Source organism: Halorubrum sp. CBA1125, from assembly GCF_009742825.1.
In the GTDB taxonomy this organism is placed as follows: domain Archaea; phylum Halobacteriota; class Halobacteria; order Halobacteriales; family Haloferacaceae; genus Halorubrum.
The window spans coordinates 1-9,088 of sequence record NZ_WPCE01000118.1 but is presented as its reverse complement, the minus strand read 5'-3'; the positions used below and the strand labels follow the sequence as shown (position 1 = coordinate 9,088).

Annotated in this window: 6 protein-coding genes and 2 pseudogenes; 5 read left to right on the top strand and 3 right to left on the bottom strand. The window is 68.3% G+C overall.

The window, feature by feature from the left end; translation table 11 throughout:
• Both GJ633_RS10940 and GJ633_RS10935 read left to right on the top strand, forming a co-directional pair.
• Nucleotides 1–318, top strand: a pseudogene (locus GJ633_RS10940) (cation-translocating P-type ATPase); the annotation flags it as partial.
• A gap of 88 nt (nt 319–406) precedes the next feature.
• The gene (locus GJ633_RS10935; protein ID WP_156588861.1) at nt 407–1,396 is read left to right on the top strand and encodes a TIGR00269 family protein; all 990 of its coding nucleotides are present in this window, start codon (nt 407–409) and stop codon (nt 1,394–1,396) included.
• Nucleotides 1,397–1,459: 63 nt separating this feature from the next.
• On the opposite strand, the pseudogene ftsZ reads toward GJ633_RS10935, so the two are convergent.
• From ftsZ to GJ633_RS10920, 3 genes and pseudogenes are all read right to left on the bottom strand, one after another.
• Nucleotides 1,460–2,661, bottom strand: a pseudogene (ftsZ, locus tag GJ633_RS10930) (cell division protein FtsZ).
• 4 nt (nt 2,662–2,665) lie between these two features.
• Nucleotides 2,666–2,845, bottom strand: a complete 180-nt coding sequence (locus GJ633_RS10925) for a ribbon-helix-helix domain-containing protein (RefSeq protein ID WP_156588860.1) — start codon at nt 2,843–2,845, stop codon at nt 2,666–2,668.
• A 219-nt stretch (nt 2,846–3,064) separates the two neighbouring features.
• The gene (locus tag GJ633_RS10920; protein WP_156588859.1) at nt 3,065–3,664 is read right to left on the bottom strand and encodes a zinc ribbon domain-containing protein; all 600 of its coding nucleotides are present in this window, start codon (nt 3,662–3,664) and stop codon (nt 3,065–3,067) included.
• 200 nt (nt 3,665–3,864) lie between these two features.
• On the opposite strand from GJ633_RS10920, the gene GJ633_RS10915 reads away from it, so the two are divergent.
• Genes GJ633_RS10915 through GJ633_RS10905 form a run of 3 tightly spaced genes read left to right on the top strand, consistent with a single transcriptional unit; the run spans nt 3,865 to nt 8,824 of the window.
• A complete protein-coding gene (locus GJ633_RS10915; protein WP_156588858.1) occupies nt 3,865–4,221 on the top strand; it encodes a bZIP transcription factor in 357 nt (118 codons plus the stop codon).
• Between the two features lie 21 nt (nt 4,222–4,242).
• Nucleotides 4,243–7,830 carry a chromosome segregation protein SMC gene (gene smc, locus GJ633_RS10910; RefSeq protein ID WP_156588857.1) on the top strand — a complete coding sequence of 1,196 codons (3,588 nt, stop codon included), beginning with the start codon at nt 4,243–4,245 and terminating at the stop codon, nt 7,828–7,830.
• A complete protein-coding gene (locus GJ633_RS10905) occupies nt 7,823–8,824 on the top strand; it encodes a ScpA family protein (RefSeq protein ID WP_156588856.1) in 1,002 nt (333 codons plus the stop codon). Before smc ends, GJ633_RS10905 begins: the two co-directional genes overlap by 8 nt.
• Nucleotides 8,825–9,088 lie beyond the last annotated feature (264 nt).

Below are 9,088 nucleotides of genomic sequence, written 5' to 3'. Positions count from 1 at the left end.
GACGGGACCAACGACGCGCCCGCGCTCGCCGCGGCCGACCTCGGGATCGCGCTCGGCGGCGGGACCGCCATGGCGGCCGACGCGGCCGACGTGGCGATCGTCGACGACGACCTCGGGTCGGTGGCGACCGTCTTCGACCTCGCGCGGGCGGCCGGCCGGCGCGTGAAGGGGAACATCGGCTGGGCGTTCCTGTACAACGCCGTCGCCATCCCGCTCGCGGTGACCGGTCTGCTCAACCCGCTTTTCGCCGCGGTCGCGATGGGCGCGTCGAGCCTGCTCGTCGTGGCGAACTCCTCGCGCGCGCTCCTCGACGACTGACGTCCTCCTCGCTCCCGCCCGCGGCGTCACCGTCCGCGCCGTCCGCGGCCCGAAACGGGTATCCGCGCGCGTCCGCAACCGCACACCGATGGAGTGCGACAAGTGCGGGGCCGACGCGATCCACCACGCCGCCTACTCCGGCGCGCACCTCTGTGGAGAGCACCTCCGCCGGTCGGTCGAGAAGCGCGTGAAACGCCGCGTCCGCGAGGACTCGCTGCTCGACCCGGACGCGACCCCCGAGGACCCGGACCGCTGGGTGATCGGCCTCTCCGGCGGGAAAGACAGCGTCGCGCTGACGACGATCCTCGACGACGTGTTCGGCCGCGACCCGCGCGTCGAGATGCTCGCGCTGACGATCCATGAGGGGATCGAGGGGTACCGCGACGCCAGCCTCGACGCCTGCCGAACGCTCGCCGACGACCTCTCGTTGCGCCACGAGGTGGTCTCCTACGAGGAGGAGTTCGGCGTCCAGATGGACGACGTGGTCGAGGACGACCCCGAGGACATGGCCGCCTGCGCGTACTGCGGCGTGTTCCGCCGGGACCTCCTCGAAACGTACGCCGCCGAGTTCGACGCCGACAAGCTGCTCACCGGCCACAACCTCGACGACGAGGCGCAGACGGCGCTGATGAACTTCCTGGAGGGCGACGTGCGACAAGTGGCCAAGCACTTCGACGCCTCGCTCGGCCCGTTCGACGAGCGCGAGCGCACCGACGCGTTCGTCCCGCGGGCGAAGCCGCTGCGGGACGTGCCCGAAAAGGAGGTTGCGCTGTACTGTCACGTCCGCGACCTACCGACGCACATGGCCGAGTGTCCCCACGCCGCGGAGGCGTACCGCGGCGAGATCCAGTCGCTGATCCACGACCTCGAAGCCAACCACCCCGGCGCGCGCCACTCGATCATGGCGGGCTACGAGGAGCTGTCCGCGCTGGCCGCCGACGCGTACCGCGAGGACGGGGAGGACGACGGGGCCAAAAACGGCGCGTCGACGCTCTCCGCGTGCGAGCGCTGCGGCTCGAAGACGAGCCGAGACGTCTGTCGAAAATGCCGGCTGCTCGATTCGATCGAGGCGGCCTGACGGATCGCCGCGCGGCCGTCCCGCGCGGTTCGCGCGGGGCGGCAGCGTGCGGGTCGCCCTCGGTCAGCGGATGACGTCGAGGCCGTTGTTCTGCTCGACGGGATCGCTGCCGCCGTCGGACTCCCACGCGCCGCCCTCGCTGGCACCCCTGGCCGTAGCCCCGTTGGCCTCGGCCGCCCGCGAGCGCGAGTCCCCGGGGTCGCCGTCGATGCTGGCGCGGGACTTGTCGGCCTGCTTCTGGGTCGAGGGACCGAGCACCTGCGCGCTCTGGACGCCCGTCATGATCGCCATGACGCGGACCTTCCCCTTGTACTCGTCCTGGATGCGGGCGCCCCAGATGACGTTGGCGCTCGCCTCCAGCCGCTCGGTGATGTTGTCGGCTATCCCCTCGGCCTCCTTCAGCGTGAGGTCCGGGCCGCCCGTGATGTGCACGAGCCCGCCGCTCGCCCCGCGGTAGTCGACGTCGAGGAGGGGATGGTTCATCGCGTCGTTGACCACCTCCTGGGTCTTGTTCTTGTCCTGGGTCTCGCCGACGAGCATCACGGCCACGCCGCCCTGGTCCATGATTGTCGACATGTCGGCGTAGTCGAGGTTGATAAGGCTCGGCTGGGTGATCGTCTCGGAGATCCCCTTGACCGTCTCCGCGATGATCTGGTCCATCACGGAGAACGCCTTGCCGATCGGGAGGTTCGGGACGTAATCGAGCAGCCGGTTGTTGTCGAGGACGATGATCGAGTCGGCCTCGTTGCGGAGCGTCTCCAGCCCCTCTTCGGCTTTGACCGTGCGGGCGCGCTCGACGTTGAACGGGGTCGAGACCATCCCGACGACGATCGCCCCCTGCTCTTTGGCGATCTTCGAGACGACCGGTGCCGCGCCCGTCCCGGTGCCGCCGCCCATCCCGGCGGTGACGAAGACGAGGTCGGCGTCGCCGAGCACCTCTTTGATCGTACCCTGGGCCATCTCCGTCGCGCGCTCGCCCATCTTGGGGTCGCCGCCGGCGCCGAGCCCCTGTGTGAGCGACTTGCCCACGAGGATCTTGGTGTCGGCCTCGACCATCTTGAGGTGCTGTTTGTCCGTGTTGATCGCGACGGTATCGGCGCCGTTGACGCCGATGTTGTACAGCCGGTTTATGGTGTTGTTGCCGGCGCCGCCGCGCCGACGATGACGATTCGGGGGTCCCCGAACTCGTCGTCGTCCATGCTGGCGTCCATCTCGCGCTGTTCCGCTTCCGCGTTGTCGAGGGCGTCCTGAACGAGATCTTGCATCGAATTACACCTTGGCCCAGTTGCGGCTGCGGCCGCGCTCCTCGCGCTCGCCGTCCTGTTCGTTCAACATCTCACGGACGGCAGACCGGATCGCCTCGCTCCGGTTCGGGAACTCGCCCGTCTCGACCATCTGTTCGACCTCGTCTATCTGCTGTTTCGGGATTCGTAGTGTCACACGCTCCATGTTTATTCCCCCGGTAAGACGGCGAACACGCATCGCGTGTGTCTTACAGCGCCGAACCGCCCGACAGCGGAGGGGTACCCCGCAGCGGCCGGGTGCTGTAAGACGACCGTCTTACGCAGTTGCATCCACCGAGGCTATCTATATAAAAGTACCGGCGACTGTAAGACAAAAGGCGAAAACGCCCGAATCGAGGCGTTTACGCCGCTGACGCTCCAGATATCAGTCTTTCAAAACGTCCGCTGCCGGGGTCCGTCGTCCGCATCCGGGGCAGAACGCCCAGTCGGTCCGGAGTTCGTCGCCGCACTCACAGAACGCCCTGTGCGACTGCTTCTCACCACAGTTCGGACAGTATACGTGATCGTTCGGCACGTTTTCGCCACATCCGCCACAGGCGTTTTCGCGCGTTTGCACGTCGGGATCGGGTCGCGTCTTACGTGTATTCGTCTCCGGCTCCGACGACGTCTCACGCGTCACACGCGCGTCGTCCTCGTCGGCGTTCGGCGCGTCGAGCGTGACGTTTACGTTGATCTCGCCGGCGTTCTCGGGCGTATACGCCGAGGGAGGTGTCCGGTCGCCGAGCCGCGCGGCTACCGCCTCGTCGATCCGGTCGTCGAGGAGTTCGTCGAGGCGGTCGGCGATGAGGTCGTCTATCCGGCCGGCCAGCGCGGCGTCGACGCTCTCGTCGGACGCGTCGGACTCCTCGCCGGCGTCGTCGAGGTGGGTCCGGAGGGCCTCCCGCATCACCTCGCTCTTGGAGGCGTCACACGCTTCCAGGCGCTCGACGAGGTCGTCGTCGGCCCGGAAGGTGATCTTGCTCATACGCCACGAGAGTCACCCACACTACAAGTATTTTCTCCTCGCGTCGGACGGCCGACAGACACGTTTCGGATCGGCGAAACGTCTCGGGCCCTCTCGTCGGAATCGCCCGCAGGCGGCGGGATCGGTGGCCACAGATCGTGTCACGTGGTCACACGTGTGTCTGACGCAGATTTATACGGGTCGCGCGGGCACGTGTGTACATGAGTAATCGGGTCGAGGACCTCGAACGCCAGGTCGCCGAGTTGCAGGCAGCGGTCAACGGGCTCACCGAGGAGCTCGTCGAGATGAAAGAGCGCGTCAGACAGCTCGAAGACGACCAGCAGGTGCCGGTGGAGCCGCCGGCGTCGGAACGGTCCGAGGCGGACCCGACCGAGGCGAACGGCGAGCGGCGGACCCACTCCGACGACCACGTCGAGGTCGTCGAGCGCGCAGACGACGGCGACGCCGCGGTCGACGGTGCCGACGCCGGCTCCGAACGGGACGAAGCGGCGTCGGACGCCGCGACCGACGGCGAGGAGACCGAGGAGTCGAACGACAGCGACATCATCGTCGCGTAACGCCGTCCCCTCCCGCGAGACATGCACATCAGCGAAGTCGTCCTCGACGGATTCAAGAGCTTCGGGCAGACCACGCGGATCCCCTTCTACGACGACTTCACGGTCGTCACGGGACCGAACGGATCCGGGAAGTCGAACATCATCGACGGCGTCCTGTTCGCGCTCGGACTGGCCCGTACCCGGGGGATCAGAGCCAAGAAGCTCACGGACCTCATCTACAACCCCGGCCACGAGGACGGCGAGGACGCCGGCGGGCCGAACGAGGCGTCGGTGACGGTGGTGCTGTCGAACGAGGACGGGACGCTCGACCGGTCGCAGGTGGTCTCCGCTGCCGGCACCGAGAACGTCGGCGACGTCTCGGAGATCACCATCAAGCGACGGGTGAAAGAGACCGAGGACAACTACTACTCGTACTACTACCTCAACGGCCGGTCGGTGAACCTCTCGGACGTGCGCGACCTGCTCGCGGCCGCCGGCGTCACGCCGGAGGGGTACAACGTCGTGATGCAGGGCGACGTCACCGAGATCATCAACATGACTCCCTACCAGCGGCGGGGGATACTCGACGAGATCGCGGGCGTCGCCGAGTTCGACGAGAAGAAGGAGGCCGCCTACGAGGAGCTGGACACGGTCGAAGACCGGATAGGCGAGGCCGACCTCCGGATCGGCGAGAAGGAGGAGCGGCTCGACCAGCTCGCCGACGAGCGCGAGACCGCCCTCCAGTACCAGGAGTTCCGCGACGAGCTAGAGGAGTACCGCGGCTTCCTGAAGGCCTCCGAGTTGGAGGAGAAACGCGAGTCGCTCGCGAGCGTCGAGGCCGACATCGACGACGCCGAGGCGGAACTCGAGGACCTCCGGGCCGAGCTCGACGCCAGACAGGGGAAGCTCACCCGGTTGGAAGAGGACCTGGCGGACCTCACCCACGAGATCGAGACCAAAGGCGAGGACGAGCAGATCGAGATCCGCGCCGAGATCGAGGAGACCAAAGGCGAGATATCGCGGCTCGAGGACAAGATCGAGGCCGCGGAGGAGCGCGCCGACGAGGCCGAGACGAACAGACGCGAGGCGTTCGTCGAGATCGACCGTAAGCAGGAGACGATCGAGGAGCTCGAAGCGGAGATCCGCGAGGTGAAAGTCGAGACCGCGTCGGTGAAATCGGAGCTCGCCACGAAGCGCTCGGAGCTCGCCGACGTGGAGGCGGAGATCGAGGGCGCCGACACCGAGTTCGACGAGCTGAAAGCCGAGCTGGCCGACGAGAAGGAGGCGCTCGAAGCGTTGCGCGCGGAGAAAAACGAGACCCAACGCGAGAAGGATCGCCTGCTCGACGAGGCGCGACGCCGGTCGAACGCGGTGAGCGAGACGCGCGAGGAGCTGGAAGCGGTCCGCGAGTCGATCCCCGAGCAGAAGGCGCGCATCTCCGAGCTACAAAGCGAGCTCGACAAAGCCGAGAAGAACGAGGCGACGATCGAGGACGCGGTCGCGGACCTGTTCGCGGAGAAGGCCGAGAAGAGCGAGCGGCTCGAGGCGATCGAATCCGAGCTGCGCGAGAAACAGAACGAGTACGCGAAGCTGGAGGCCGCCGCCGACGAGCGCGGCGACGCCTCGTGGCCCCGCGCCGTGACGGAGGTGAAAAACGGCGGCATCGACGGCGTCCACGGCGCGGTCGGCGAGCTCGGATCGGTGACGGCGGAGTACGCCGAGGCCTGCGAGACGGCCGCCGGCGGCCGGCTCGCGAACGTCGTCGTCGACGACGACGGCGTCGGCTCGACGTGTATCGACTACCTGAAACGGCGCAACGCGGGCCGCGCGACGTTCCTCCCGCTCACGGAGATGGACGAGCGCGGGCTCCCCCGGAAGCCGTCGCTGCCGGGCGTCGTCGACTTCGCGCGCAACCTCGTGGAGTACGACGCCGACTACGAGGGAATCTTCTCGTACGTCCTCGGGTCGACGCTCGTCGTCGAGGACATGGCGACCGCGCGCGACCTCATGGGCGACTACCGGATGGTGACGCTCGACGGCGACCTCGTCGAGAAGTCGGGCGCGATGACGGGCGGCTCCGGCGGCGGCTCGCGCTACTCCTTTAGCAAGTCTGGCGGCGGGAAGATCGAACGGCTCGCGACGGAGATCTCCGAGCTGGAGGACGAGCGGCAGTCGCTGTCGGCGGAGATCGACGAGCTGGAGTCGGATATCGACGACGCCCGGGAACGGAAGGCGGACGCCGCAGAGCGGGTGCGGTCGCTGGAGGCGGACGTCGAGCGAGCCGAAGCGGAACTCGCGGACGCCGAAGACCGGGTCGAGTCGTTAGCGCGCGAGCTCGACGAGCTGGAGGCCGAACGCGAGTCGGTCGACGAGGAGATGAACGAACTCGACGCCACGGTAGACCGGCTCGACGCGTCGATCGCCGAAGCAGAAGAGTCGATCGCGGCGCTCGAAGCGGAGCTCGCCGACTCGAAGATCCCGGAGCTGTCCGAGCGTGCCGACGAGATCCGCTCGGAGATCGGGGAGCTGGAAGACCGGATGAGTTCGCTGGAGAGCCGCCGCAACGAGCTGGAGCTCGAGAAGGGGTACGCCGAGGACGCGGTCGACGACCTCCAGGACACCGTCGAGCAGGCGCAAAACCGGAAGGCGGACGCCGAAGCGGCGATCGCCGAGCACGAGGCGGCGATCGAAGAGAAGGAGGCGGAGCTGGAAGCAAAGCGAGAGGCGATCGCGGACTTAGAGGAGGAGCTGACGGAGCTGAAAGCGGAACGCGAGGAGCTACGCGAGGAGATCGCCGCGGCCACCCGCGAGCGCGACGAGCAGCGCTCGCTCGTCGCGGAGGCGGAGTCGGACCTCGAGGACCTCACCGACCGCCGCGACCGGCTGGAGTGGGAGATCGACGAGCTGGAGTCGCAGGTCGGCGCGTACGACCCCGCGGAGATCCCCGACCTCGACGCGGTCGAGTCCCGGATCGAGGAGCTCGAAGCCGAGATGGAGGCGTTAGAGCCGGTGAACATGCTCGCGATCGACGAGTACGACGAGGTCCAGGCGGCGCTCGAAGAGCTACAGGAGCGTCGGGACGTGCTCGTCGAGGAACGCGACGCGATCGAAGAGCGCATCGAGGGGTACGAGGCGGCAAAAAAGGAGACGTTCATGGAGACGTTCGAATCGATAAACGACCACTTCCAGGACATCTTCGCGCGTCTCTCGGCGGGCAGCGGGGAGCTGCTCTTGGAGAACCCCGAGGACCCCTTCGAGGAGGGACTGACGATGAAGGCGCAGCCGGCGGACAAGCCGGTCCAGCGGCTCGACGCGATGAGCGGCGGCGAGAAGTCGCTGACCGCGCTCTCGTTCATCTTCGCGATCCAGCGGCACAACCCCGCGCCCTTCTACGCGCTCGACGAGATCGACGCGTTCCTCGACGCGGTCAACGCCGAGCGCGTCGGCGAGATGATAGAGGAGCTGGCCGCGGACGCGCAGTTCGTCGTCGTCGGTCACCGGTCGGCGCTGTTAGAGCGCTCCGACCGCGCCATCGGCGTCACGATGCAGGGGGACAACCGCTCCGCGGTGACCGGGATGCGGTTCGGCGACGACGCCGACGAGGAGTCGGAGGTGACCGCAGATGACTGACGGCCCCGATCGCACCGACGGCGGCGTCCCCGACCTCGACCTGACGAGCCAGCGCGGCGGCGCCGGATCGACGCCGGACCTCCCCGGCGGCGGAGCCAGTCCCGACGAGGACAGCGACGCGAAGCCGGCCGACAACGACGGCGACCCGGCCGGCGACGACGCGGCCGACAACGACGGCGACCCGGCCGGACCCGACGACGACGAGGTCGAGCCCGTCGAACTGCTCGTCCAGCTCGCCGAGGAGGGCGAGATCGAGCCGTGGGACATCGACATCGTGCGGGTGACCGACGCGTTCCTCGAGAAGCTCGACGAGACGGACCTCCGGACGACCGGGCGGGCGCTCTTTTACGCCAGCGTCCTGCTCCGGATGAAAAGCGACGGGATGCTGGCCGACGACGACGAGACGGACGAAGCGCCCGGACCGGAGCCGTGGGAGGCCGCGATGGAGGGCGGCGCGGTCGACCCCGCCGAGGACGGGTTCGACCCCGTCGACCAGCTGGAGGCGGAGATGGACCGGCGGCTCGACCGGAAACACACCCGGGGGTCGCCGGAGACGCTCGACGAGCTGGTCCGGGAGCTCCGCGAGGCCGAGCGCGGCTCGTGGTGGAAGGACTCCCGCGAGTACGACACCACCGGGTCGCCGAGCGGGCACGCTCGTGGCACGCAGACGGTCGACTACCACACGGGCGACGAGTTCCGCAGCGAGGGCGAGCCCACCGCGGGCGAGGCGACAGAGCGCACCCACGACGAGGACATCGAGGAGGTCATCGACGACATCGAGGGCGTGCTCCGGACGCACTTCGACCGCGGGCGCACCGAGGTGCTGTTCGCGGAGATCGAGACGGCGGGCGGGCGGCCGTTCATGACGTACCTCGCGCTGTTGTTCATGGCCCACCGCGGCTCGATCCGGCTCCAGCAGGACGACCTGTTCGGCGACCTGTGGGTAAAAGACCCCGCGGCCGCGACCGCGGACTCCGAGGCGGTGGCGGACTGACCGTCGTTCCGGAGTGCTAGTCGGAACTCAGACACGTTCATGCCGGCTCCGTTCGGACCGTCGGGCGTGGTCGAGTTCGTCACCGGTGATCCGCTGCTCGCGGCTGCCCCTTTGCGTCCCGCCCCGCAGCCCGCACCTCACGCCTCCCAGCCTCGCGGCTCACGGCTCGCGGCTTCGCCGCTCGCGTTCGCCGCGTCCAGCGAGAATCGGAGATTCTCTGGCATCGGGCGCGCCCGACGACCTCTCGCTTGCAGCCGGCGGCGG